The 24,014-nt window shown below is 59.5% G+C and carries 21 protein-coding genes; 9 read left to right on the plus strand and 12 right to left on the minus strand.

The window, feature by feature from the left end; translation table 11 throughout:
- Nucleotides 1-960 carry a Gfo/Idh/MocA family protein gene (locus tag AAFN47_RS07455; RefSeq protein WP_499808576.1) on the plus strand — a complete coding sequence of 320 codons (960 nt, stop codon included), beginning with the start codon at nt 1-3 and terminating at the stop codon, nt 958-960.
- 313 nt (nt 961-1,273) lie between these two features.
- Complete coding sequence (locus AAFN47_RS07460) at nt 1,274-2,413, plus strand: DegT/DnrJ/EryC1/StrS family aminotransferase (RefSeq protein ID WP_499808577.1); 1,140 nt, start codon at nt 1,274-1,276, stop codon at nt 2,411-2,413.
- A 71-nt stretch (nt 2,414-2,484) separates the two neighbouring features.
- Here AAFN47_RS07460 and mnmA read toward each other — a convergent pair whose 3' ends face one another.
- Nucleotides 2,485-3,630: a tRNA 2-thiouridine(34) synthase MnmA gene (mnmA, locus tag AAFN47_RS07465; protein WP_499808697.1), complete on the minus strand. Its 1,146-nt coding sequence runs from the start codon at nt 3,628-3,630 to the stop codon at nt 2,485-2,487.
- Nucleotides 3,631-3,965: 335 nt separating this feature from the next.
- Between mnmA and sciP the strand changes: the two genes are divergently transcribed.
- Nucleotides 3,966-4,241 (plus strand): CtrA inhibitor SciP, encoded by a 276-nt coding sequence (gene sciP / locus AAFN47_RS07470; RefSeq protein WP_220229729.1) that lies wholly within the window; start codon nt 3,966-3,968, stop codon nt 4,239-4,241.
- Here the strand turns inward: sciP and AAFN47_RS07475 are convergent.
- Together AAFN47_RS07475 and AAFN47_RS07480 are read right to left on the minus strand one after the other, a co-directional pair.
- Nucleotides 4,235-4,738, minus strand: a complete 504-nt coding sequence (locus AAFN47_RS07475) for a paraquat-inducible protein A (protein WP_499808698.1) — start codon at nt 4,736-4,738, stop codon at nt 4,235-4,237. The genes sciP and AAFN47_RS07475 overlap by 7 nt on opposite strands.
- Nucleotides 4,739-4,856: 118 nt before the next feature.
- Nucleotides 4,857-5,210, minus strand: coding sequence for a flagellar export protein FliJ (locus tag AAFN47_RS07480; protein WP_499808578.1), 354 nt, complete (start codon nt 5,208-5,210; stop codon nt 4,857-4,859).
- A gap of 422 nt (nt 5,211-5,632) precedes the next feature.
- Here AAFN47_RS07480 and ctrA point away from each other — a divergent pair, with 422 nt between their 5' ends.
- On the plus strand, nt 5,633-6,334 hold the full coding sequence (gene ctrA / locus AAFN47_RS07485; RefSeq protein ID WP_499808579.1) for a response regulator transcription factor CtrA: 702 nt from the start codon (nt 5,633-5,635) through the stop codon (nt 6,332-6,334).
- Between the two features lie 91 nt (nt 6,335-6,425).
- On the opposite strand, the gene chpT is transcribed toward ctrA, so the two are convergent.
- Entirely contained in the window at nt 6,426-7,061 is a 636-nt protein-coding gene (gene chpT / locus AAFN47_RS07490) for a histidine phosphotransferase ChpT (protein WP_499808580.1), read from the minus strand.
- Between the two features lie 165 nt (nt 7,062-7,226).
- On the opposite strand from chpT, the gene AAFN47_RS07495 reads away from it, so the two are divergent.
- Nucleotides 7,227-7,826, plus strand: a complete 600-nt coding sequence (locus tag AAFN47_RS07495; RefSeq protein ID WP_499808581.1) for a DUF1134 domain-containing protein — start codon at nt 7,227-7,229, stop codon at nt 7,824-7,826.
- A gap of 136 nt (nt 7,827-7,962) precedes the next feature.
- Nucleotides 7,963-9,510 carry a coiled-coil domain-containing protein gene (locus tag AAFN47_RS07500; RefSeq protein WP_499808582.1) on the plus strand — a complete coding sequence of 516 codons (1,548 nt, stop codon included), beginning with the start codon at nt 7,963-7,965 and terminating at the stop codon, nt 9,508-9,510.
- Between the two features lie 33 nt (nt 9,511-9,543).
- Here AAFN47_RS07500 and AAFN47_RS07505 read toward each other — a convergent pair whose 3' ends face one another.
- The gene (locus tag AAFN47_RS07505; protein ID WP_499808583.1) at nt 9,544-10,371 is read right to left on the minus strand and encodes a TrmH family RNA methyltransferase; all 828 of its coding nucleotides are present in this window, start codon (nt 10,369-10,371) and stop codon (nt 9,544-9,546) included.
- Entirely contained in the window at nt 10,368-10,748 is a 381-nt protein-coding gene (locus AAFN47_RS07510) for a hypothetical protein (RefSeq protein ID WP_499808584.1), read from the minus strand. The genes AAFN47_RS07505 and AAFN47_RS07510 overlap by 4 nt, the downstream gene beginning before the upstream one ends.
- Nucleotides 10,749-10,777: 29 nt before the next feature.
- Between AAFN47_RS07510 and AAFN47_RS07515 the strand changes: the two genes are divergently transcribed.
- Both AAFN47_RS07515 and rpoH read left to right on the plus strand, forming a co-directional pair.
- Nucleotides 10,778-11,818, plus strand: coding sequence for an RluA family pseudouridine synthase (locus AAFN47_RS07515; RefSeq protein ID WP_499808585.1), 1,041 nt, complete (start codon nt 10,778-10,780; stop codon nt 11,816-11,818).
- A 160-nt stretch (nt 11,819-11,978) separates the two neighbouring features.
- Nucleotides 11,979-12,884: an RNA polymerase sigma factor RpoH gene (rpoH, locus tag AAFN47_RS07520; RefSeq protein WP_220229738.1), complete on the plus strand. Its 906-nt coding sequence runs from the start codon at nt 11,979-11,981 to the stop codon at nt 12,882-12,884.
- A gap of 103 nt (nt 12,885-12,987) precedes the next feature.
- On the opposite strand, the gene AAFN47_RS07525 is transcribed toward rpoH, so the two are convergent.
- The 4 genes from AAFN47_RS07525 to AAFN47_RS07540 all read right to left on the minus strand — a co-directional run bounded on the left by AAFN47_RS07525 (nt 12,988) and on the right by AAFN47_RS07540 (nt 19,841).
- Nucleotides 12,988-14,655 (minus strand): hypothetical protein, encoded by a 1,668-nt coding sequence (locus AAFN47_RS07525; RefSeq protein WP_499808586.1) that lies wholly within the window; start codon nt 14,653-14,655, stop codon nt 12,988-12,990.
- A 49-nt stretch (nt 14,656-14,704) separates the two neighbouring features.
- The gene (locus AAFN47_RS07530; protein WP_499808587.1) at nt 14,705-16,003 is read right to left on the minus strand and encodes an adenylosuccinate synthase; all 1,299 of its coding nucleotides are present in this window, start codon (nt 16,001-16,003) and stop codon (nt 14,705-14,707) included.
- A gap of 174 nt (nt 16,004-16,177) precedes the next feature.
- On the minus strand, nt 16,178-16,501 hold the full coding sequence (locus AAFN47_RS07535; protein WP_499808588.1) for a hypothetical protein: 324 nt from the start codon (nt 16,499-16,501) through the stop codon (nt 16,178-16,180).
- A gap of 337 nt (nt 16,502-16,838) precedes the next feature.
- Nucleotides 16,839-19,841: a CARDB domain-containing protein gene (locus AAFN47_RS07540; protein WP_499808589.1), complete on the minus strand. Its 3,003-nt coding sequence runs from the start codon at nt 19,839-19,841 to the stop codon at nt 16,839-16,841.
- A gap of 371 nt (nt 19,842-20,212) precedes the next feature.
- Between AAFN47_RS07540 and AAFN47_RS07545 the strand changes: the two genes are divergently transcribed.
- Nucleotides 20,213-21,109 (plus strand): DMT family transporter, encoded by an 897-nt coding sequence (locus AAFN47_RS07545; RefSeq protein ID WP_499808590.1) that lies wholly within the window; start codon nt 20,213-20,215, stop codon nt 21,107-21,109.
- 17 nt (nt 21,110-21,126) lie between these two features.
- On the opposite strand, the gene serA is transcribed toward AAFN47_RS07545, so the two are convergent.
- Both serA and AAFN47_RS07555 read right to left on the minus strand, forming a co-directional pair.
- Nucleotides 21,127-22,722, minus strand: coding sequence for a phosphoglycerate dehydrogenase (gene serA / locus AAFN47_RS07550; protein ID WP_499808591.1), 1,596 nt, complete (start codon nt 22,720-22,722; stop codon nt 21,127-21,129).
- Nucleotides 22,723-22,794: 72 nt separating this feature from the next.
- Nucleotides 22,795-23,970, minus strand: coding sequence for a phosphoserine transaminase (locus AAFN47_RS07555; RefSeq protein WP_499808592.1), 1,176 nt, complete (start codon nt 23,968-23,970; stop codon nt 22,795-22,797).
- Between the last annotated feature and the right edge of the window lie 44 nt (nt 23,971-24,014).

Raw genomic sequence — 24,014 nt, forward strand, 5'->3', positions numbered from 1 at the left:
ATGAAAAACCGCCCGGCGGTCGCCGTCATCGGCTGTGGATACTGGGGCCGAAATCACGTCAGAACCCTGCACGGGCTCGGCCATCTGGCCGCTGTGGCCGACAGCGACGCCGAGCGAAGCGCGGCGCTGGCGGAAGAATTCAACGTACCCGCGATGGCGCCCGACGCGGTTTGCGAGAGCGCCGATATCGACGCCGTAGTGCTTGCCCTGCCGGCGCAGTTTCACACCGCCGGAGCCCTGCGCGCGCTCGAGGCCGGCAAGCATGTGCTGGTCGAAAAGCCGATTGCGCTGAATGTCGGGGACGCGACCAAGGTCGTCGAGGCGGCCGAACGCTCCGGGCTGATCGCCATGACCGGCCATGTGCTGCGCTTTCACCCGGCCTTCGAGGCCATGGAGGCGATGATCGCCGACGGAAAGCTCGGCGCCGTCCGCTACGTCCATTCGCATCGCGTCGGCCTTGGCAAGTTTCACGCGGAAAACGACGCGCTGTGGGACATCGCGCCGCATGACCTGTCGCTGATCATGGCGGTGACCGGCGAGGAACCGTCTACGGTGCGTGGAGAAGGCTCGGCGGTGATCAACCATTTGAGCGATTTCGCACATCTTCATCTGACGTTTCCCGGCGGCGTTCGCTCGCATGTCTTCGCCTCGCGCCTGAACCCCTATCGCGAGCGGCGCCTGACGGTGATCGGCGACGAGGCCATGGCGGTGTTCGACGATGTGGCGCCCTGGAACGAGAAGCTCTCCGTGTTCGACCACAAGGTCTGGCATGACGGCCAAGGCTGGCAGTTCGAAACCGCCGAGCCGCGCTATATCGACATACTGGAAGGTCTGCCCCTGACGCGCGAATGCGCGCATTTCATCGAATGCATCGAAAGCGGGGCGCGGCCGCGTACGCCGGTCGCCGACGGTCTGGCGGTGATCCGGATTCTGACGGACGGCACCGTCACGCATGACTGACACGCATGCCTGAAACCGGCGCGTTTTGAAATCGCAGCCGGCGAAAGGCGCAGTTTCTTAACCTTCCTGCCTCACAATGGACGATCACCTGCAATTACATGCTGCGAGCGAGTGTGAGTTGGACGCAAGCGCAAATATGTGTAATGACTGCGAAAAGGCTTGATTGAATCGAACTGTGGACGGGGCACAGCAGTCCGTTTCGCCAAACCTCAAAACAGTCTTTACTAGTGCAGACACGCTGTCGAAAACGCCGCGCCCGCGTCGGGATGCACGGGAATCCGGCCACTCACAGTTCGAGGGGATAACGACAAACATGCAGTTCATTGACCTTGCTGCGCAGCGCCAGCGCATCGCAACCCGGATCGAACGGGCCGTATCGAAAGTGATCGAGGAAGGCCGCTACATTCTGGGGCCGGAAGTCACCGAGTTCGAGGAAAAGATAGCCGACTATGTCGGCGTGAAGCACGCGATCTCCTGCGCCAACGGCACCGACGCCCTGCTGGTGCCCCTGCTTGCAGCAAAGATCGGCCGCGGAGACGCGGTTTTCGTACCGTCCTTCACCTTCGCCGCCACCGCGGAAGTCGTGGCGCTCGTCGGCGCAACGCCGGTCTTCGTCGAAGTCTCGCACGACACCTACAATATGAGCCCCTCGCATCTCGAGGACGCGATCATCGCCGTGCGCGACGCCGGAGACCTTGAGCCCAAGGCGATCATACCTGTGGATCTGTTCGGCACGCCGGCCGACTATCCGTCGATCTCGGCGATCGCGGACAAATACGGCCTGCGCGTCTTGTCCGACGCGGCGCAGAGCATCGGCGGCGAAACGCCCGAAGGCATGTGCGGTTCCTTCGGCGACGTCGGCGCCACCAGCTTCTACCCGGCGAAGCCTCTTGGCTGCTACGGCGACGGCGGCGCGATGTTCACCAATGACGACGCCATCATGGAGCTGCTGCGCTCCTACGCCTTCCACGGCAAGGGCGAGACGCAGTACGACAACCTGCATGTCGGCCTCAACTCGCGGCTCGACACCATCCAGGCCGCAATCCTGCTGGAAAAGCTGGCGATCTTCGGTGAAGAGCGCGATCTGCGCCAGACCGTCGCCGACTATTACTGCGACAACCTGAAAGACCATGTGCGCGTTCCTCACGTACCGGCCGGCATGCGCTCCGCATGGGCCCAGTTCGCGATCGAGACGTCCCATCGCGATGCGCTGAAGGCGCATCTGGGGGATAACGGCATTCCCTCCGTGATCTACTACGTCAAGCCGCTGCACCAGCAGCCGGCCTATGCGCATAATCCGACCGGGCCCGGCGCCCTGACAGTGACGGAACAGCTTCCGAAAACCATATTGTGCCTGCCGATGCACCCGTATCTCGAACGGTCCGACCAGGACCGAATCATCGAGACGATCACGGATTTCGTGGATTCGCGAAAGGTCATCGCGGCCGAATAGCTTTCGGACATATGAACGCGGCAAAGCCGGGCTCAGTCATTCAACTGACCCGGCTTTTTTGTGTCCCGATTTCAGGCGGGATTGACGCTGGCCGTTGTGCGGCGTCCGTCGAGCAGAGCTCTGAGCAGATGCTCGGCCTCGTCGGTGCGTTCGGTCCGCTCGATAAAGCCGCCGCCATAGACGCGCGCATTGTCCGCGTCGCTGGAATAAAGCACACAGGCCTGACCGGGAGCGACGCCGGCTTCGCCTTCCAGCAGCTCGACAACCAGCGCGCCGCCGGTATGCCAGGCTTTCGCCGGCGTCGGCGGCCGGGTGGAGCGCACCTTGGCGAAGCAGTCGAACCCGTTTTCGGGCAAATCGCTGACCGGACCGTCGCCGAGCCAGTTCACATCGCGCAGGATCAACCGGTGGGTCTCCAGCGCATCGCGCGGGCCAACCACCACCTTGGCTGTCGGCGCATCGAGATGCACCACGTAGAGCGGTTCGCCGACGGCGACGCCGATGCCCCGGCGCTGGCCGATCGTATAGTGCATGATGCCGTCATGCGTGCCCAGCACCCGTCCGTCCATGTGCACGATGTCGCCGCTGCGGGCGGCTTCCGGCCGCAACCGCGCGATGATATCGGAATACTTGCCCTGGGGCACGAAGCAGATGTCCTGGCTTTCCGCCTTTTCGGCGACGCTCAATCCCATTTCAGCCGCAAGCCGGCGCGTCTCGGCCTTCGGCAGATCTCCGAGCGGAAACCGCAGATAATCGATCTGTTCCTGCGTCGTGGCGAACAGGAAATAGCTCTGGTCCTTGTCCGCGTCGAGCGGACGATAGAGCGCGCGATGGGCGCCGTTCGGTCGCGAGCGGATATAATGGCCGGTCGCCAGCGCGTCGGCGCCGAGTTCCCGCGCGGTCTTCAAAAGATCGGCGAACTTGACCGTCTGGTTGCAGGCAATGCACGGAACCGGGGTTTCGCCGGCCACATAGCTTTCGGCAAAGGGATTGATGACGGCTTCGCGAAAGCGCTTCTCATAGTCGAGAACGTAATGCGGAATGCCCAGCGTTTCAGCCACGCGGCGCGCATCGCCAATGTCCTGGCCGGCGCAGCACGAGCCGGCGCGATGCACGGCGGCGCCGTGATCGTAAAGCTGAAGCGTCACCCCGACCACATCGTAGCCCTGCCCCTTCAGGATGCCGGCCACCACCGAGGAATCAACGCCGCCGGACATGGCGACGACGACCCGGGTGTCTTCGGGGTTCTTGTCGAGATCGAGCGTATTCACTGTGCTACCCGCGTTCAAAGGCGTTGAAGGCGCCAATCAAGCTTCGTCCGGCCCGCCTTTGGCGCGGCCGGCATATGCGCAGACATATAGGCAATTGCCGGCTGTGCGGCAAGGACAGATGCAAAGGCTCGCGACGGGACCATGCCGGAACCGGCAGCTTTGACCGCCAGCAGCGATGCCTACAGGTTGTATTGAGTTGAGCCCTTTTGTTTAGACAATCTTTAATTCTCGGTTCGTATAGTGCTGTTCAAACAGGTCTTTGAGTAAGTGTAGAGAGTCCAATGGCCGAAATGGTACGTCCAAGAATTAAATATGTTATCGGGCCCGATGGCAGCCCGTTGACGATTGCCGACCTTCCACCGCCCTCGACCCGTCGATGGGTCATTCGCCGCAAGGCGGAAGTGGTGGCCGCAGTTCGCGGCGGCCTGCTCAGTCTCGAGGAAGCCTGCGAACGCTATACGCTAACAGTTGAAGAATTTTTGTCCTGGCAGGCGTCGATCGACGCGCATGGCCTGGCCGGACTGCGCACCACGCGCATTCAGCAATACCGTCACTGACGATTTAGAGGCCGCCCGGCCTCCTGCGGGGATGCGCGATCGGCTTGCGACGCCCGCAGCAGGGCGTGGCACATCGTAACCGTCAGCGTCGACGCGGCGTAAAACCACAATCCGGGTTGGGTCAGAGCGCTCGCAACGCCGCTTGATTTCGCGGCGACGATCACCAGCGCCACCAGCAGAACGTCCATCATCGACCATTTCGACATCAGGGGCACCAGGCTGTAGAGAAGGCCTCGCCTGCCCGAGCCCGCGCCGCCCAGGGCCTCCGCCGCCACGGCCATCAGCTTGATCACCGGAAAAACGATCGAAAACGCCGCGACGAGGCCGGCCAGCAGAACATCTCCGCCGCTCCACAGCGAAGCGACGATCGCGACCAGCGACGGCGTTTCGGTAAAGAAGTAGAGTTTTTCGAACCGGACGAGCGGCAGGGTCAATCCGAGAGCCAGAAAAAACGGCCCCGCGATCAACAATATGGAAACGGGAATTCTGTAACGCACGCCTGTTGCCGCCTTCGGGATTGCCCGTTGCGGCACGAGCGCCGCGGCTGCAAACAAGCATGGATCGGGCTGGAAGACCAGCCCGCTTTGCTTTGCCTAGGCTGTTGGCCGGGTTTGGCTACACCGCCTTGTTGCGACCGGCGCCGACGCGCTGGTCAAGCGCAGCGGCTTTCTCGAATTCGGCCTCGGCTTCTTCCACCGCCAGTTCCGCGGCGTCCTGCTGGACCTGCAATTCGCGAATGGACCCTTTGAGATTGTCTGCGCGCTGACGGGCGGCTTTCGCGAAGGTCGGGTAGGCGAAATGAGAGGGATCCGAGATACCCGCTTTCTTCTCTTCCGCTGCAATCTGATATTCCAGCTCGGCGGCCATTTTATCGAACTCCGACATCATGAGCTGGATCTGACCGAGTTGCCGACGCTTGTCATTAACCTGAAACTCCTTCAGGCGAAGAAGGCTCTCACTCGATTTCATACGCAATACTCCCCTGCACGCGAGACCCAGGAACTCTACCCCGAAAAACGCACTAAAAAATTAACGGATCACCCCCGAAACTGGCGTCACGTCCGTTCACAAGGCCAATTTGGTAACCTTTCGTTTACGGACATCGTTAATCATAGGTCACATCGCTTAAGGCGGGGTAAATGCTGTACGTGATTCTTTCCGTGCAAATTACGAATCCGCCGAATCAGTTAGAAGTGATTCTTAATGTATCACTTCAGAGTCAGTGATTTGTGTTTTCGTTAGGAATCAACATCTTAGGACGCAATGTTGACAAATCAATCTGCGGTTGCCATACAAAATTAGACTTTGTTAACCATTTGGTGACATGGTGATGGGGCCGGTTCTTCGGCTTTCGGGGACGCGGTTGTCGGCGGCGGTACAAGGGGAAAACGATGCGGGTACTACTCATTGAAGACGATAGCGCTACCGCTCAGAGTATCGAACTGATGCTCAAATCGGAAAGCTTCAACGTCTACACCACCGATCTCGGTGAAGAAGGCGTCGATCTCGGCAAACTGTATGATTACGACATCATCATGCTGGATCTGAACCTGCCGGACATGTCAGGTTATGAAGTATTGCGCACGTTACGCTTGTCGAAGGTCAAAACCCCGATCCTGATTCTGTCCGGCATGGCCGGCATCGAGGACAAGGTGCGCGGGCTGGGCTTCGGCGCCGACGACTACATGACGAAACCCTTTCACAAGGACGAACTGGTCGCCCGCATTCACGCCATCGTTCGTCGCTCCAAGGGACACGCCCAGTCAGTCATCACCACTGGCGACCTGCTGGTCAACCTGGACGCCAAGACGGTTGAGGTCAGCGGGCAGCGCGTGCACCTCACCGGCAAGGAATATCAGATGCTGGAGCTGCTTTCCCTGAGAAAGGGCACGACGTTGACCAAGGAAATGTTCCTTAACCACCTCTATGGCGGCATGGATGAGCCTGAACTCAAGATCATTGACGTGTTCATCTGTAAACTGCGCAAGAAGCTCGCCACTGCGGCGGAAGGGCGCAATTACATCGAGACCGTTTGGGGACGCGGTTACGTGCTTCGCGAACCGGACGAAGACGAGATTCTCGAAAGCGCCTGACCATCCGTTAATCGGCTCATAAAAACAGCAACGCCTCCGCATAGCGGAGGCGTTTTGCATTCGGGCCTGAAGCTAACAAGCCTCTGATTTTTCAGGTAACTTTGAAGACAATCTCTTCGGGTCCGGCTACGGTTTCGATATGCATGCCACATTCCTCGGCAAGCAATACCGTGTAATAGAGCTGGATGCTGTGGGCGTCGACCGCCTCTTCGTTGCGGCCGTTGCACAACTCGATGAATTTCGCCGACAGTCGCACCATCTTGCCACGCGCCGTCAGTGAAAAGCGCGGTTCCGTCTCGAGGTCCTCGAGCACGATATCGATCGTGCCGCCGCGCGGAATGGCGCCGTAGGCGACCAGAAAGAGATTGAGCAGCAGCTTGACCTTGTTCTTGGGAACGATCGCGCGCGCGCCCGTCCACGTCACCTCGGTTTTCGAATCGGCGCGCGCGAAATCGACGGCGGCCTTTTCAGCCTCTCCCGTGTCAATCGACGCGCCGACGGACCCGGAAGCGCCGAAGGCGAGCCTGGCGAATTTCAACCGGACCGACGCGTTGTGAGCGCTGGACCGGATCAGATCCATCGCATCATCATCGGCGCCGCCTTCGTCGAGCAATTCCAGCCCGTTGCTAATCGCCCCGACCGGCGAGATGATATCGTGACACACGCGACTGCACAGCAACGCGGCCAGATCTGGACCAGACAAATTAAGACTTGGATTTATCGACATACTTCGCCCCTAAGAATTGCTGACGCCTCTGCCGACATGCAGATATTGCAGCTCCGTTGCGGGTCGCCATAATGACAACACATTTGGTAAACGGATAATTAATATCAATGCGCCATTATCTCCGCGATTCGCAAGGTGTCGAGAAGGTTTCGTCGGAGATTCACAATGAGAATGACCCTTCAACTGTTTTCGAAGGCGGTAATTCAGGTAATTGGCGCTGTTTTTCTTCTCCTGGCTGCATCATGGCCAGCTTCCGCGCAGCAATATCAGCAACAGACTTCCCCCGGCTACACGGTCGAGGAAGTGCAGCGGGCCGGAGAGCAGTTCTTCGGCAGTGCGACGGACGGCCTTGCCCGTGTCGTCGAGCGCGCATTTGAGCGGTATGGCCTGCCAAACGGATATATTCTCGGTCAGGAAGGCTCCGGCGCATTTTTTGGCGGCCTGACCTATGGAGAGGGCCAGCTCTACACGAAGAACGCCGGCGAACACACGATGTTCTGGCAGGGTCCTTCCGTCGGGTTTGATTGGGGCGGACAGGGCAGCCAGGTCATGATGCTGGTCTACGATCTCAATTCGGTCAACGACATCTATGGTCGGTTCGCCGGAGCAAGCGGCCAGGCCTACGCTGTGGCCGGCGCTGGAATGACCGTCCTCCAGGGCGGCAGGGTCATCGTCGTGCCCATCAGGACGGGGCTTGGCGTGCGCGTCGGTCTCAACCTGGGATATCTGAAGATGACCGGCGAACCGACTTGGAACCCCTTCTGAGCAAGGATTTGCCGGCGATTTCGCCGCTTGACGATCGTCGCCCGCACTTGCGTGCAAACCCACGACAGGCTACGAATTCGCCGCGCCGGCGTCTGATGGCCGGCCATGGCGCGGCCATGCTTCCTGGACGAACGGCGTGATTGAATTTCTGCTCATATTCGGATTCGGTTTTCTGGTCGCGGTCCTGCTGACCATTCTGGTCGCGCCCGCCATATACGGACGCATCGTGAAACTCACCGAAGACCGCATGAAGGCCACTGTGCCGCTGAATATCGCGGAGGTCAGAGGCAAGGCGGACCTTGCCCGCGCCGCCTATGCAAGCGAGAACGCCAAGCTTGCGAGCGATCTTGACAGGCAAGTCGAGATCTCGACCCGGGCCCGCATCAAGGCGGACCGGCTTCAGGCAGACCTGGCGCAACTGGCTGGCGGAAAGCAGGAAGCCGAGCAGAACATTCAGACATTGTCCAATGAGGCGGATCGGTTGCGCCTGGAAATCCACGCCAAACAGGAAGCGATCAACACGCTCGGGCGGGACCTTCAGGAACTCGACCGGATCCGCAGAACCGGCGAACGCGAAATAGCGCAGATGCGCAACGACCTGATCGCCGCCTCGACAGAGATCGAAAACCTGCGGATCGATCTTGCCACTTCGGCCACCGAAACCGTTAATCTCAACGCCGAGATCGCGACGGAACGGGACCGCCGGCATCGAACGGAAAAAGAACTCGATTCTCTGAATGACATGCTGAAGGAAATCGAGGCAAAACTCGGCAAGGAGCAGGACGAACACAACGAAGCCCGCATCAATCTGAGCGCGGCCCTGTCTTCTCTCTACAATAGCGAGGAAGAGGTAAGGCAGGCGGAAAAGGAATCGGCGAAAAAATCCGAAGACCTTGGCGAAGCGCGCCGGCAGCATGAATCAAACCTCCAGCAATTGCTGGAATACGAAGCTGAAGTCGGGCGATTGACGGAACGCTACGAAGGCTCGCAATCAACGCTGCAGGCGACGAAGGCCAGCCTCCAGGAATTGCGCGAGACGGTGAGCCAGCTTCAAGAAGAGCGCGATGCGCAGCAAAGGGAGCTGGAAGCCGGCCACAGGATGATCGCCACGCTTGAAGAGGCGCTGGCCGCCGAGGAAGCGCGCTCCGGCAAACTCGCACGGCGCGTTACGCAAATGGCTGATGAAGTCGAGACGAGCAACACGACAACGTCCGACGCGCCCGCTGCGAACGCCTTGACTGCGGACGCCGCCGCTTCGAATTTGTCAACCGAGCCAGAGCAGTCTGCAGACGAAGGGCGAAACGCCGCCTTCGGCGTCATCGGGCGAGCACAGAACTTCCTGACGAAGGCCGTAAAACCGGGAGCGATGGACAACCCGATGGTCGCCAACAGCAATGCAAGATCGGAAGCCGCCGAATATGCCGAACTCCAGCAGCAACAGGCGGCGCTGGCGGACAAACTGAAATCAGCCGACGCAGGCGCGGATGAAGACGCGTTGCGGGAAGAAATGGCGGGAATCGCAGCGCGGGTGGTCGCCCTTGCGGGACGTCGCGAGGAAGAAGGCTCCGCCATCCTGGCGTTGCTTGCCGACGAGATGAAGAAAGGGCCGGAAGCCGCCGATGGCCCGAAACGCACGAGCCTTGCCGATCGCGCGCGCGCCGAACTCAAAAATCAACAGGTCTGAACTGTCTGCCAACGGCTGATTCCAAGGGCCACATCAGCCGACGCGATCGCCATGCCCCGACAGACAGAACATTGCAATCGCCGCCGCCGTCGCGACGTTGAGGCTGTCGAACTCTGAAGACTGCGGAATTCTGACCGATCCTATGCTCTCCATCAGGGATTTCGGAAGCCCCTCGCCTTCCGTGCCGACCAGCAACGCCTTGCGACCCTTCGGTTCAATATCCATTATCGAGACCTTGCCGCCAGGCGAGAGCGCGAGAATGTCGAACCCTGATTTGTCCAACACATCAATAATTTCCCCAATATCGCCGCCTCGGACATAGGGCACAGTCAACGCGGCCCCGACCGAAACCCGGATCGATTTGCGATACAGTGGATCGCAGCACTGCCCGTCGAGGCAAACCAAATCGGCCGAGAAGGCGGCCGCATTGCGAAATAGGCTCCCGAGATTGTCGTGGTTGGAAATGGCGTTGCAGGCGAGCACAAGAGCGTCTTCAGGCAGGTTCGCGACAGCTTTTCGAAAGTCCGGCGCCGCATGCGCGCGGCCAACTGCAAGCACGCCTCGGTGCATGGGAAAGCCGGCGATGCTGTCCATCACGTCGGCATTGCACACCATCACCGGAATTTCAGCGGCGAATTCTGAAAGCACGTCCGCCATGCCGGCGACCCGGTTTTCAAGCAGCAGAATTTTCTGCGCGGTGAAATGACTGGACCGGGCGAGCATGCGCAAGACTACCCGGCCCTCGGCAATGAACAGTCCCTGCCGGCCGACAAGGTCGCGTTCCCTTATGTCTCGAAATTCGGCGACGCGATCATCTCCGGCGTCGGTGATCGGGATCAACGGCTGCCGGATCGTAATCATTTCAGGTCGATGACCGCGACGATCCGCGCATGACCGATATCGTAGAGCAGTACCTGGCTCGCTCCGTCCGCCGACTGGCCGTAAAAAAGCAACAAACCGCCATTCATGCTCACCTGGGTCACGTCGAAACCGTCCGGCAGATCCGCTTCCACTTCCAGACGACCTTCCGCAGGAAATTGCAGATCGCTGGCGGCGGTCACCATCACGTCCCGGTCGTTCGACATTATCTTGTAGACAACACCGGCCAGAACCGCCATCAACCCGATAAACATGATGCCAATGGAAATACCGAGCAGCCGGACCATTTTCCGGCGCACCTTCTCCATCTCGGGATCAAGTGGTTTTTCGTCCTGTTCGTCCGGATGGGTTTCCGACATAATGGCCTCGTTTGTATGCGGCAGCGTGAATGAAAGAACCCTTTACCCAAGCCGGCGCCCGGATGAAAGTGCTGACAGCGGATGAAAACGCCGCCGGACGCATCGACGCGTGGATTGCGGCGAGCGTTGACGGCGATTTGTCGCGCAGCCGAATCAAGGCGCTGATCCTGGAAGGCGCAGTCACCATCGGCGGCGCGGCGGTGACAGAGGCGAAGCATCGCATAAAGCCTGGCGACATCGTCGAGATAAACCTGCCGGAACCGGAAGACGCCAACCCGGCGCCGCAAGACATTCCCATCGATGTCCTTCATGAGGACGACGATATTATTGTCGTTTCAAAGCCCGCCGGTCTTGTCGTTCATCCCGGCGCCGGAAACGCGTCGGGAACGCTCGTCAATGCGCTCATTCATCATTGCGGCCGGTCTCTGTCGGGTATCGGAGGCGTACGCCGTCCAGGCATCGTGCACCGTCTCGACAAGAATACGAGCGGCGTCATGGTTGTGGCCAAGAACGATGCGGCGCATCGTCACCTGTCGGAGCAATTCGCCGATCACGGTCGCAGCGGCGCGCTCCAACGCGCCTACCTGGCTTATGTCTGGGGAACGCCTGCGCCTTGGAAAGGCGTTGTCGATGCGCCGCTCGGACGCGCTGCAAGCGACCGGACCAAACGCGAGGTCAAACGCACGTTGTCGGCCGACAGCCGTCACGCAGTCACGCATTACAGCGTTGTCGAACGTTTCGGCGACAATTCGGACGCGATCGCCTCCCTTGTCGAGTGCCGGCTTGAAACCGGGCGAACCCACCAGATCCGTGTCCACATGGCCCATATCGGCCATCCGGTGATCGGCGACAGCGAGTACGGATCGGCCTATCTCACGAAAGCCAACCTGCTGCCTGCGGAAACGGCAGCCATTGTGCGCGGGCTCGGCCGCCAAGCTCTCCACGCCTATCTCCTGGAATTCGAGCACCCGAAAACAGGCAAGCTGATGCATTTCAAGGCGCCGCTGCCGCCTGACCTGCAGAAACTCGGTGATTCTTTGCAGGCTGCGGGCCGTATTGACGCCTCATAATTGATTCAAACTAAACCGGCAGACAGTTCCGCCTTTTTACAAAAGCTTGATATCAACCCGGCGAATAACTATCTGCTTATTTTCGGACAACCGGCATTTTTGCGGTTGAACCGGCTCGCCGATTGTCGGGAGCCAGATAAAATCAAGAGAGGGGTGCTTGATGGCCCAGAATACCTTGCCTTCCATTTCATCCGCCGAAGGCGGACTTAACAGATACCTGGAAGAAATTCGACGTTTCCCGATGCTCGAGCCGCAAGAGGAGTACATGCTTGCAAAACGGTATCACGAGCACGAGGACACCGACGCCGCACACAAGCTGGTGACCAGCCATTTGCGCCTCGTCGCCAAGATCGCCATGGGGTACCGCGGATACGGTCTGCCGATCGGCGAAGTCATTTCCGAAGGAAATGTAGGCCTGATGCAGGCGGTGAAGAAATTCGATCCCGAGCGCGGATTTCGCCTGGCGACCTACGCCATGTGGTGGATCAAGGCCTCGATCCAGGAATATATTCTGCGATCCTGGTCGCTTGTCAAAATGGGCACGACCGCCAATCAAAAACGCCTCTTCTTCAATCTGCGCAAGCTGAAGGGAAAAATTCAGGCGCTTGACGAAGGCGACTTGAAACCTGAACAGGTGGCCCAGATCGCCAACACGCTGAATGTCTCCGAGGACGAAGTCGTCTCCATGAATCGTCGTCTGTCCGGCGACGCCTCGCTCAACGCTCCGATCAAGGCGTCGGAAGGCGAATCAGGCCAGTGGCAGGACTGGCTGGTCGATGAAAGCGATGATCAGGAAGCAATGCTGATCCGGCAGGACGAACTGGAAGATCGGCGCGGTATGCTGGCGTCGGCGATGGACGTGCTCAACGAGCGCGAACAGCGCATCTTCAAGGCCAGGCGCCTGTCGGAGACGCCGATGACGCTTGAGGAACTGTCATCCGAATTCGGCATCAGCCGCGAGCGCGTGCGCCAGATCGAGGTCAGGGCTTTCGAGAAAGTTCAGAGCGCCGTCAAGAAGGCCGCCCTGGATCGCGCCAAAAGCCTGCAAACAGTCGATAACGGGTAACGCCAACAGCGCTTGACTGACGAGAACGACGCGGCTTACGCCGTGTCGTGCTGCATTTGTATGAAGAGAGAGCGCTGGAGCCGGCGCTTCTGAATTCACTCCGCTACTGCGAGGCGCCCGCTGAAGCCCGGGCTTTCCAGGCGCGGACGACCTGATCGAAGACCTGGGCGCCGGTCGCCCCTTTTTCGAGGGCCATGACGGCGCGTTGACCGTTTCCATAGGCGATCGGTATGTCGATCCAGTTGCGCTCCTCAAGCAGCCTCACATTCAACTCGGCCGCCTCAACATAGTCGTTCAGCGCTATCATGAAGAAGCTGTCCGTAATCTTGGCCGGCACCGAGATCAGTGTGTCGCCTCTGTCCTGTTCGTTCTGTTTCATAGCGGGACTCTGCACCTGTGCGATGCCGCTGCCGTTGAAACTTTCGGTAAGGGCAAACACGATTTCGATCAGGTGACTTGCCGGCAGTGACTGGTCAGCATTGCGCTTGATCGTGATGAGCGCGTTGAGCCCCTTCGACGGAACGCTGACCTCGGCCTGGATGGCCGGCTCCGGCGGCAAGGCGTCGCCTGGTGACTCGCGCACCACGGACCAGACGACGGTTCCTTCCTCGCCGGTCGTTCCCTGTTGACCCGGAATTTCCTCGTAGAGGAACATCTTCTGGCTTACGCCAGGAGCATCCGCGCCAGATTGCGTCGACGCGGCGGGCTGCTGGTTTGCCGACGCAGCAGACGCCGCCTGGTAGTCCGTCAGCGCGGCCATCGACTTGCCTTCTTCGGTCAAATTGGCGGAGGCTGTGCGCGCCGGGCCTTCATCGACCTCGCGACCATCCGGCAAAAGCCGCTGTGTGTACTTGTCGGAATCGGCGGCGTTGTCGATCTCGGCTCTGCGGGTTTCCGGCGGAACATCCTCAGCCCTGCGTTCAACCGCCTGTTCTGGTTGGTTTTCCTGGTCGCCGTCATCGACGACGCCGTCTCCGCCGAGAGCCATGATGGTCTGGCCGATGTCAAAGATTGGGGCCCGATAGATATAGGCAGCCACGCCGATCGCAATCAGGATGATCAGTATCAGGACTGCCGATATCCAGGAACCGCCGCGGCTCGACCCGGTCTTGCGCGATTTCCCCGCAGAGCGCTGATCTTCGTCGTTCCAGACCGGTTCATCCTCAGCCCAATCGTCGAAGCCGTCGCTCCGGGCGCCGCGGTGCGGCGGGGGCGGCATGGGCTCATCCATACGGTCGTCATAGTCGTCATCTGCGTAGCCGCCCGTTTCGTAGCCGTCCTCATAATCATCTTCATAGTCGTCGGCATAGGACTCTTCCTGCCCGTAGTCCGGCTCTTCATAGACCGGCTGACGTCTCTGCTGGCGGGGCTGCTGAGGCGGCAGAGGCGGTGGGGCTCTTCTCTGCTGCGGAGGCGGCGGGGCCGGTTGCTGCGGCGGGGCAGGTTGCTGCGGCGGCGGGGCGGATTGACGCTCCACGTCGTAGTCTTCCAGACCCTCCATGTCTTCCGCTCGGGCGCCCACGATATCGGCGAGCAATTCGTCCTCGAGACTCGGCGCCTCCAGGTTGTGCTGATCCTCGATATCCCTGATCGCGTCTTCCAGTTTCGCCAGTTGTTTCTGCTTCACGGCGTCGGAAAGCGGAGGATTGATATTGTCGAGCTGTCGCGAAATGGCTGCCCGGGCACGGTCATAGACTTTCGCGCGCAAATCCGGCGTGTTGTCGTTCAGCCCGTCAACGGCTTTTTCTATTACTGAGTGAAAATCCACCATACGAATGTGCTCTTTTGATACGCGACGCTAATGCCAATCGGGATTCAGCTTAATCTTCAAAAGGATCAGTAACAAGGATAGTATCCTCCCGTTCCGGACTTGTTGACAATAGCGCAACTGGCGCCCCGATCAATTCTTCAATATGGCGAACGTATTTTACCGCCTGCGCCGGAAGATCATTCCAGCTTCTCGCTCCGACCGTGGATTCCTTCCACCCTTCGAGCGTTTCATAAACGGGCACGACGCGCTCCTGCTGGCTTTGGCTGGCCGGCAGAAATTCCATGTCCTGATCGTCGAGCCGGTAGCCAACACATATTTTCAATTCGTCCATCCCGTCGAGTACGTCAAGCTTCGTGAGCGCGATGCCTGTGATGCCGTTATTCGCGACGGCCTGACGCACGAGCACTGCGTCAAACCAGCCGCAACGCCGCTTGCGGCCCGTCACCGTCCCGAATTCGTGGCCGCGTTCGCCAAGAAACTGACCGACCTCGTTATCCTGCTCGGTCGGGAACGGCCCTTCGCCCACCCTTGTTGTATAGGCCTTGGTGATGCCCAGAATATAACCGAGCGAGCCCGGTCCCATTCCTGATCCTGCGGCCGCCTGGCCAGCGACCGTATTGGATGACGTGACGAAGGGATAGGTGCCGTGGTCGATATCGAGCAGCGTGCCTTGCGCGCCCTCGAAGAGAATCCGTTTTCCTGCGCGACGCCGCTCGTCCAGCAGCCGCCAAACGGTCTCGCGAAAAGGCAGGACGCGATCAGCGACCGACTGCAGTTCCTCCATGATTGCGGAATGCTGGATTTCCGGCTTGTCCAGACCCCTGCGCAGGGCGTTGTGGTGCGTCAGGATGCGGTCTACTTTGGAAGGAAGCGTCTCCATATTGGCGAGGTCCATGACGCGAACCGCCCTGCGACCGACCTTGTCCTCGTAAGCAGGCCCGATGCCGCGACGGGTCGTGCCGATCTTCGATCCGGAATTGCTGGCCGCATCCTCGCGCAGCGCGTCAAGTTCGCGGTGCAATGACAGAATCAGCGTCGCATTGTCGGCGATTCGCAGATTGTCCGGGGTAATCGTCACGCCCTGGGTCGCCAGCCGATCGATTTCAGCGACGAGCGCATGCGGATCGATGACGACGCCGTTTCCGATGACCGACAATTTGCCTTCCCGCACCACGCCTGAAGGAAGCAGGGAGAGCTTATAGCTTGTTCCGTCGATGACCAGCGTATGGCCGGCGTTGTGCCCCCCCTGGAACCGCACGATGACATCAGCGCGCTCCGAAAGCCAATCGACGATTTTTCCCTTACCCTCGTCTCCCCACTGCGAGCCGATCACGACGACGTTGGTCATACAGTCCCCTTAACTACGATACATCCAAATACAGTCCGACGCGGACCAAACCCGCGTTTCTATAACGCAATGTATGTACAAACGAAATGATTTGACGGAATTGCGCAGTCTAATATGCGTCCCGTAGGCAATATTTGCTGGAGCGGATGCTTCCGATGCTCAAATTCAAAGCGCTCAGCGCGCCGCGGAGGTCGCTTGCGTGCGTTGGCCCTGAGCCGTCGATTGCAGGCTGCGCAAAAAGCGGCGAATATCGGAAGGCGTGGCGCCACGTTCGAATGCGTCGAGCGAGGTCTGCGTCCACCCGCTCGCGGGGCGCAATTCGGCGGACAATCTCCTATGTTCCTGTCGCTCTTGGGGTTGCAAAGGCAGTTTCGCGGCCTCGTTCATGAGAAGCGCCAGATCGTGGACGAGCCGCATGCCTCTGAAGGCCTCCATCATCGGTTTGAGCAGCGACCGGTCGTCCTTCCAGGAACGGCCCTGGAATATGTCCTGCGTCACCCTCTGGCCCGCCCCGAGACAAGAATAATGCATACATCCGCGAAATCCGCGCTGCTCGCGTTGATCATGGATTGTGCATCCGTGGGAGGGGTCGAGATGTTCGCAAGGAACGCCGGAAGGTTTGTCGATGGCGAACATGTCCGATTTGTCGAAGGCAAGGGAAACGCAGCACAGGGCCGCGCACCGCGAACAGTCATCACGTAGATCCGGCTCAACCGATCTGGCGTTTATTTCCGTCAACAAAAGATATCGACCCGGCGCTTTGATCGGCGTGTTCTACCAAACGCCCGGTCAGCCGACAATGGCAAACGAACGACCGCCGTCTGCCTCACCCTTGTCATCCAGGCAGGGGCAGGCATTGCCCTTCAAGAACGTTGTTGCTTTCGTTGGTCTCATCGATCGATTTCGGATCGTCCGCCATAACATTGAATGTACAGGCCGCGGGACAGTGCTCCGGAATCGGAAACCCGATCTCCGTCGTTTCACCGCTCGCAAGCGCGGGGGTATCAACATCCGGGACGGCAAGCGCGCCGAATTGGGCGGAGGTGATCGAGGCGGGCGCCGCCCCTGGTCCGAGATTCCGCACAAAGACCCTTATCTCCTTCGGCCTGTTGCCCTCACCCGGCCCCGGCGGAACACAGGCGTATTTGAGCGGCGTAAGATCCGGCTTCTCACGCGACGGCGGCTCCTTTTCAACAGGTTTGCGAATGCGCTCCCGAATCTGCTCGACATGCATGCTGGTCTGCGCCGTCGTGACCGAATACAGTCCAGACACGTCGAGCGATCTTGGCGCCTGCACCACCACGAATCCTTCGGTGAACGGGACGGGATTTCCGGCAATGTCCGACGCTTTACTCAAAATCTCGGTACAATCCGTTTTCAAGGCCTCGTCATATGCGAGTTCGTCAATGGCCAGCGGAAAGACGTTGCCCGGCTTCTGCGCCGCCGGCGGATAGGTCAAGGCCACTTTCTTGAACAGATGCGCCTGTTCGTCGTTCGGATTATGGATATTGACCGTGGTCGCATAAATACCGCGCGTCAGAGGCGCGGGCTGCAGGCTCGTCTGTTCGCCGCAGGCGAACTTCGCCGCATATTCGTATTTGACGCACAAGGCCCGCGCGTCGACGACCGTCTCGTTATTGTCCTCGTCCAGCTCCTTGCCGGTGATGCTTTCAACGACAGCCCTGTTGTTTACGGTCAGGAACTGTGCGCCATCGCAATCCAGATCTGCTCTCAGGCGCAGGCCGAGTTTGAAACTCACGCTTTTTCCAGCCTCCAGCATGACAGGATCGCAGGAAACGTCCTGATTTCCAGACAGCCCACATCCACCCGGAACGTCGATTAGCACCGCCTCTTCGGGAAAGCTGTCCGTCAGAACGAATTCGGCTCGGTTCGGGCCATTATTGGTGACGGTGATGTCGTAGTCGAGGCTCTGGCCGGCGACCACGAAGTCCGAAACCACCTGCTTTTCGACCTGAAAATCGGTCGCGAGCGTTTGCTCGTATATTTCGAGTATCTCGTCGCCATCGTCCACCTCGATTGCCTGCGCCAGATTGCTGACAGGACCGGTTTCCGAATCGTCGAAGTCCAGTTGGCTCAGCACGATCGCATCCCAGTCGTTGAAGCCGGAAAGTTCCTCCAAATCACCGTCGTTGTTGATATCGGAATCGACCCCGGACTCACCCGTATTGCCGTCCCCGTCCCAGTCAATGGCCAGATCGATACGCGAATCGACCCATTGTCCGGCGGTCTGGTCGAAATAGGTTATGTGATTTGCCTGGTCGCTCGGATCGGTTCGTTTGCCTTCATCCAGATCGTCTTCATCGAGAATACCGTCGGGCTGCGGGATCGGAGCCGAAACGCGACCGCCCGGTACGCGTGGCGGCGAATAGTCCAGGATACGGCAATCTTTCACGCCGTCGCCGTCGAGATCGCTTGCCGTTAGCGGATTCTCCTGCTTGATCCCGAAAGTGTAGGCATAGTTCATGATGCTGACGAAATTCGGCTTCCTGTTCGGTTCGCCCGGAGCGCCCCCATGACGCAAGCCAAGCGCGTGGCCGAGTTCGTGCATGAGCGTCGCCGATCCCGTCCCTGAGGGAAGCAAGCCGTTTTGCGGGGCCTGGCAGCCGACGGTCTCCGGCGCCAAAAGAATCAGGACATCATTGCCGCCGAGTTCCGCTTCTCCGAGAAGCGATCCCTTGCGCGGCGCGCTCATCACGTAACGAAAGATCTGACGGCGTTCTTCATCGAAATTGTCATTGCGGGTTTCATAGAACTCCACTTCGCCATCGCCATCCTGATCCGTGCCGAGATCCGTAATGTTCGCGACAGGGACCTGATTGCCTCTCCCGAGATTACCGCCCCCGGCAGCCAGATCGGAAAAGGCGATGTCTCCGACCAGACAATCCGTATCGCCCGCGTCGGCAAAGCCGTCGGACCCGTTGTCTAATCCATCGTTGCAGCTACCGTTGGAAAAGCCATCCTCCGCCGCGGAAGGATCGATCAGATTGCCCGCGTCGACATGGACCTCTATCCCGTCAGCATTGTCTGGATTGACGATGCCGCCCGCATCCTTGGGCGCGAGCGCAAAAGCATTCTTGAGCGCCTGAATCATGCCACGGGTTGGTTCGGCGCCCGGCATCCAGTCAATTTCCAGAAACAGATCCTTGTGGTTGGGATTGGCGCCCATCGCCACGAGGTCGACGTCGACGCCGTTGGAAGGATCGCAGTCGGCGTCTACCCCTTGTGTCTCCCAGAGGTCGTAGAGACCATCGCCATCGGAATCGTCAAGATCCGTGGAAAGCACCACGCCCGCCAGTTCGACCCTGCGGCTTCCAGTGCGGAAATCGGAATCGCCCTGCAGGCCGTTCGCGACCGCCCGCGCCCGTATGAACGCCGCATATTCGACCCCGGCGGTCAGGTTTACATCCATTTCAGTGGGAGCGAAGGGGATGGCGTTTACTGGCTGGATGGTCGAGGTGAAGGGCGCGCCGTTTTCGCTGTGATCCACTGCGACGACGCTCGCCAGTTCGACATCGTTCGTCAGGTCGCGAAGCTTGGCTTCCACCCGGATCGATCCGGCATTGATATTGCCAAATCCATGAAGTTCGCCAACCGCCAGAATACCGTTGAATGACGCATGAACGGGTCCGCTGATCGTAGGCGTAAAACGAAATCCAAGCTCCGCTGCCGAACTGTTCTCTGAGCCGGCGGCGCCGCCTTCCGCGCTCAACCGCGCTGTGTTCGCCGCCGCTTCGACGGAGGCGTTCTGCCCCCCGCTGCTGGTAAAATCGATTGTTGTGAGCGTGAGTTCTTCGCCGCAAAAAGACTCTGCACGCACTCCTCCGGCCAGACCGAGCCCTATAAGTAATGACGTAATAAGTGGCGCAGAAACCGAAACAAAACCGTTGAAATTCATATCTAAATCCCTCAAATTTCGCTTATCCACCTTTCAATGCATATTCCCCGCATTCAAAATGAGTTTATTAATTGACAACAATGAGTCCTATTCTGATCTCTATATAAAAATACTTTCAAATAATGTTAAAGTAGGGAAATTATCTCGTGATATACTATTTGTAATATTTATAATATGTATTCAGATGAGAACCGCGGCGATCTGAGGTTCGCGGTGAACTCCATTTACACACCCGCCAAAATCCCCTACCCCGGCATTCCGCCGAAGAACCGGTCCAACACGAGAGTTCGCCAATGCGCCTGCGCGCCTATGTCCTGCTGGTAGCAACCACCATGATGTGGGCGGGCAATACGATTGTGGGAAAATTGGCGGTCGGTCATATCAGCCCCGCCGTATTGACGCATCTGCGATGGACCATCGCCATCGTCATCCTGTTTCCAATCGCCTGGCCTCATCTGAAGAAAGAGTGGCCGATCATTCGCAACCGCCTGCCCTATCTGTTCGCTCTGGGAACGCTGGGCTTCACGATCTTCAACAACCTGTTTTATATCGCGTTCAAATATACGAGCGCGCTCAACGTGGCGATCGAGCAGGCTTCGATGCCGGTGTTCATATTCATTCTGAGTTTTCTGATTTTCGGCAGCCGCCCGACGCGTTTCCAGGTCATAGGGTTCGCGATCACGATCACGGGCGTCGCCACCGTTGCAAGCCATGGACAGCTCTCACGCCTGGCGGACCTCGACGTCGGCCTTGGCGACGGGCTGATACTGCTCGCCGTTGTCAGCTACGGCGCGTTCACTCTCGCATTGCGCTGGAAACCCAACCTGCACTGGGCGAGCCTGATGCTGACACTGTCCGTGTCTGCGTTCATCGGGTGCATTCCGGTAACACTGTGGGAATATTCAGCCGGCGAAGCAATGCTCCCGGACAAGCAAGGTCTAGTGGTTCTGATTTACGCCGCCCTGTTTCCGTCGATTCTCGCCCAGATATTCTATATCCGTGGAAACGAGCTGATCGGCGCCGGTCGCGCCGGCGCCTTCATCAATCTGGTGCCGCTGTTCGCGACCGGACTGGCGGTCGCCATCCTGGGCGAGCAACTCATGCTCTATCACATCGCCGGCATTGTTCTGGTGCTCGGCGGGATAACGCTCGCCGAGCAAGGTCATGATACGGCCCAGAAATCCGGCTGAACCACCTTTAGACCCGTCTACGCGACGTCGAAGATGAGCGGCTTGGCCGACAGGATTTCCTTGTGAGCGCACACCGAGTCGAGCACTTTCTCGCTCACAGGGTCATCCACGTAGAGCAGCGCGATTGCATCGCCGCCCGGCCGGTTCCGTCCAAGAGAGAAGTTCGCGATATTCACGCCGGCGTTGGCGAATTCCGTGCCCAGAATGCCGATAATGCCCGGGGCGTCAGCATTGGTCGTATAGACCATATTGGCGCCGACCTCGGCGTCCAGATTGATGCCCTTGATCTGGATGAATCGCGGCTTGCCGTCGGAGAAGCAGGTGCCTGCGACCGACCGCGTGTTCGCAGCCGTCTTGACCGTCAGCTTGATATAGCCGTCAAACACGCCGGACTTGTCGCGCCGCGCTTCCGAGAGAATGATTCCGCGCTCCTTCACCATGATCGGCGCAGAGACCATGTTGACGTCTGCGACCTGCGGGCGGATCAGTCCCGCCAGAACAGCGCTGGTGAGCGCCTTCGTGTTCATATTGGCCGTGCTGCCGTCATAGAGGATTTCGACCTCCTTGATGGCGCTCTCGGTCACCTGACCGACAAAGGCGCCGAGCACTTCCGCGAGCTTGACGAAAGGCTTCAGCCTTGGCGCCTCTTCCGCGGAAATCGACGGCATGTTGATCGCGTTTGCAACGGCGCCTTTCAGCAGGTAGTCGGACATCTGCTCGGCGACCTGCAGGGCGACATTCTCCTGCGCCTCGTTGGTCGAGGCGCCCAGATGCGGCGTGCACACCACATTGGGCAAGCCGAACAGCAGGCTCTCGACAGCGGGCTCAACCTCGAAGACGTCGAAACCGGCGCCCGCCACCTTACCGGAGCGAATGGCGGCGGCCAGATCGGCTTCAACAACGAGACCGCCGCGCGCGCAGTTGATGATGCGGACGCCGTCTTTCATCGAGGCGATGGCTTCGGCGTCAATGATCGATCTGGTCTTGTCGGTCAGCGGAACGTGCAGCGTGATGAAATCGGCGCGCTTGAAGAGCTCCTCGAGTTCGACCTTTTCAACGCCGAGCTCTTCCGCCCGCTCCGCGGAGAGGAACGGATCGAAGGCGACCACGTGCATTTTCAGGCCGATGGCGCGGCTGGCGACGACCGAACCGATGTTTCCGCAGCCGATGAGCCCGAGCGTCTTACCGGTGATTTCGACGCCCATGAATTTCGACTTTTCCCATTTGCCGGCCTGGGTGGAGGCGTCAGCGGCGGGAATTTGCCGGGCGACGGCGAACAGCAGGGCGATGGCGTGCTCGGCGGTGGTGATCGAGTTGCCGAACGGCGTGTTCATGACAATGACGCCACGACGCGAGGCCGCCGGAATATCGACATTGTCCACCCCGATGCCGGCGCGCCCCACAACCTTCAGCTTGTCCGCCGCCTCGATCAGCTTCTGAGTGACCTTGGTGGCGGAGCGGATGGCGAGACCATCATACTGGCCGATGATTTCCTGAAGCTTTTCCTTGTCCTTGCCGACGTCCGGCAGAAAATCGACTTCTACGCCCCGATCCCTGAAGATCTGGACGGCGGTTTCGGACAGTTTGTCCGATACGAGAACGCGTGGCGCCATGAAGGCCTCCTTTGAAACGCAATTTCGAATGAGGAATGGAGAGGGGTCGCGTGCAAGCGACCCCTGATTTCGTCAGGCGGCCGCCTTCAGCGAACCGAGCTGTTGATGAAAGGCCCAGTCAAGCCAGGGCATCAGCGCTTCCAGATCGGATGTTTCGACCGTCGCGCCGGCCCAGATGCGCAGGCCAGCCGGAGCATCGCGATAGGCGCCGATGTCCCTGGCGACGCCTTCCTTGTCGAGATGCGCGACAATGCCCTTGGCGAATGTCGCCTGCTCGTCTGCAGGAAGGGACGCCACAGCCGGATGCACGATCTTGAGACACACGGATGTGTTGGAGCGGGTCGCCGGATCGGTCGCCAGATTGGCGATCCAGCCGGTCTTTTCCACGAAGTTGTCGATGGCGGCGAAATTGGCGTCGGCGCGCGCCAGCAAGGCCGAAAGACCACCGATCCGCTTCGCCCAATTCAGCGCGTCAAGATAGTCCTCGACGCACAGCATCGACGGCGTGTTGATGGTCGCGCCCTCGAAAATGTCGGCGATCAGCTTACCGCCCTTCGTCAGGCGGAAGATCTTCGGAAGCGGCCAGGCCGGCGTATAGCTTTCAAGCCGCTCAACGGCGCGCGGACTGAGGATCAGCATGCCGTGTCCGCCTTCGCTGCCCAGCGCCTTTTGCCAGGAGAAGGTGACGACATCGAGTTTTTCGAACGGCAACGCCTGCGCGAATGCGGCGGAGGTCGCGTCGCAGATCGTCAGACCTTCGCGATTGTCCGGAATGAAATCGCCATTCGGCGCGCGAACGCCGGACGTCGTTCCGTTCCAGGTGAAGACGACGTCGCGATCAAATTCGATTTTCGAAAGATCGGGCAATTCGCCGTAATCGGCTTCCAGCTTTTTCACGTCGTCGAGTTTGAGCTGTTTGACGACGTCGGTGACCCAACCGGAACCGAAGGATTCCCAGGCGACCATGTGAACGCCGCGGGCGCCGAGCAGCGACCAAAGCGCCATTTCGACGGCGCCGGTGTCGGAGGCCGGCACGATGCCGACGAGATAATCGTCGGGAACGCCGAGCACCTCGCGGGTAAGGTCGATCGCCTGTTTGAGCTTAGCTTTACCAGCCTTGCCGCGATGCGAAACGCCGAGAGCGGCGTCGCTCAGGGCTTCCGGGGACCAGCCCGGTCGCTTGGCGCAGGGGCCGGATGAAAAACGGGGATTAACCGGACGCACGTCCGGCTTGGAGATACCTGTCATGTCTCTATCCTTCCAGATAGTCAGCCTCTCGTTGGGGAGAGGTG

The sequence above is a fragment of the Hoeflea sp. CAU 1731 genome (assembly GCF_039888615.1).
Taxonomy (GTDB): domain Bacteria; phylum Pseudomonadota; class Alphaproteobacteria; order Rhizobiales; family Rhizobiaceae; genus Flavimaribacter.

Coding starts and splice junctions, on each gene's coding strand:
- rpoH (WP_220229738.1), top strand. CDS start 11,979: ATGGCCCAGAATACCTTGCCTTCCATTTCATCCGCCGAAGGCGGACTT.
- AAFN47_RS07525 (WP_499808586.1), bottom strand. CDS start 14,655: ATGGTGGATTTTCACTCAGTAATAGAAAAAGCCGTTGACGGGCTGAAC.
- sciP (WP_220229729.1), top strand. CDS start 3,966: ATGGCCGAAATGGTACGTCCAAGAATTAAATATGTTATCGGGCCCGAT.
- ctrA (WP_499808579.1), top strand. CDS start 5,633: ATGCGGGTACTACTCATTGAAGACGATAGCGCTACCGCTCAGAGTATC.
- chpT (WP_499808580.1), bottom strand. CDS start 7,061: ATGTCGATAAATCCAAGTCTTAATTTGTCTGGTCCAGATCTGGCCGCG.
- AAFN47_RS07505 (WP_499808583.1), bottom strand. CDS start 10,371: ATGATTACGATCCGGCAGCCGTTGATCCCGATCACCGACGCCGGAGAT.
- AAFN47_RS07545 (WP_499808590.1), top strand. CDS start 20,213: ATGCGCCTGCGCGCCTATGTCCTGCTGGTAGCAACCACCATGATGTGG.
- AAFN47_RS07495 (WP_499808581.1), top strand. CDS start 7,227: ATGAGAATGACCCTTCAACTGTTTTCGAAGGCGGTAATTCAGGTAATT.
- AAFN47_RS07515 (WP_499808585.1), top strand. CDS start 10,778: ATGAAAGAACCCTTTACCCAAGCCGGCGCCCGGATGAAAGTGCTGACA.
- AAFN47_RS07510 (WP_499808584.1), bottom strand. CDS start 10,748: ATGTCGGAAACCCATCCGGACGAACAGGACGAAAAACCACTTGATCCC.
- serA (WP_499808591.1), bottom strand. CDS start 22,722: ATGGCGCCACGCGTTCTCGTATCGGACAAACTGTCCGAAACCGCCGTC.
- AAFN47_RS07480 (WP_499808578.1), bottom strand. CDS start 5,210: ATGAAATCGAGTGAGAGCCTTCTTCGCCTGAAGGAGTTTCAGGTTAAT.
- AAFN47_RS07460 (WP_499808577.1), top strand. CDS start 1,274: ATGCAGTTCATTGACCTTGCTGCGCAGCGCCAGCGCATCGCAACCCGG.
- AAFN47_RS07530 (WP_499808587.1), bottom strand. CDS start 16,003: ATGACCAACGTCGTCGTGATCGGCTCGCAGTGGGGAGACGAGGGTAAG.
- AAFN47_RS07455 (WP_499808576.1), top strand. CDS start 1: ATGAAAAACCGCCCGGCGGTCGCCGTCATCGGCTGTGGATACTGGGGC.
- AAFN47_RS07555 (WP_499808592.1), bottom strand. CDS start 23,970: ATGACAGGTATCTCCAAGCCGGACGTGCGTCCGGTTAATCCCCGTTTT.
- mnmA (WP_499808697.1), bottom strand. CDS start 3,630: ATGTCCGGCGGCGTTGATTCCTCGGTGGTGGCCGGCATCCTGAAGGGG.